The sequence below is a fragment of the Pseudoalteromonas sp. MER144-MNA-CIBAN-0113 genome (assembly GCF_040308965.1).
In the GTDB taxonomy this organism is placed as follows: domain Bacteria; phylum Pseudomonadota; class Gammaproteobacteria; order Enterobacterales; family Alteromonadaceae; genus Pseudoalteromonas; species Pseudoalteromonas tetraodonis.
This window is the reverse complement of sequence record NZ_JBEOOG010000459.1, coordinates 1-255: the sequence shown is the minus strand read 5'-3', so window position 1 is coordinate 255 and position 255 is coordinate 1. Positions and strand designations below refer to the sequence as shown.

Sequence of the window (255 nt, the reverse complement as noted above, 5' to 3'; positions counted from 1 at the left end):
AAGTTATCTCGTGTTTGCAGTGAAAACATACACGGCACAGACACAGCAGTAGCGGTGCCACAAGACGCCACATTATTAAAATACGTCACATTATACTTTTGTGTATAAGGGTTGGTGTTGCGCTTATAACCTTGATAAGAAAAGTTTTCTGCTCGTGCGGTTTCGCCAACAACCATAACTGTTACGCTGGTGTTGTTAGGCGTAATGAGAGTGGGTGTTGCATCTATATTTTTAAATTCCATATTGGTATACAGC

At 40.8% G+C, this 255-nt stretch carries 1 protein-coding gene; it reads right to left on the bottom strand.

Annotation, left to right across the window (positions count from 1 at the left end; genetic code table 11):
- Positions 1–255 (bottom strand): sulfatase-like hydrolase/transferase (locus tag AAEY57_RS20490; protein ID WP_350608722.1); only part of this gene is annotated, 255 nt, incomplete at both ends.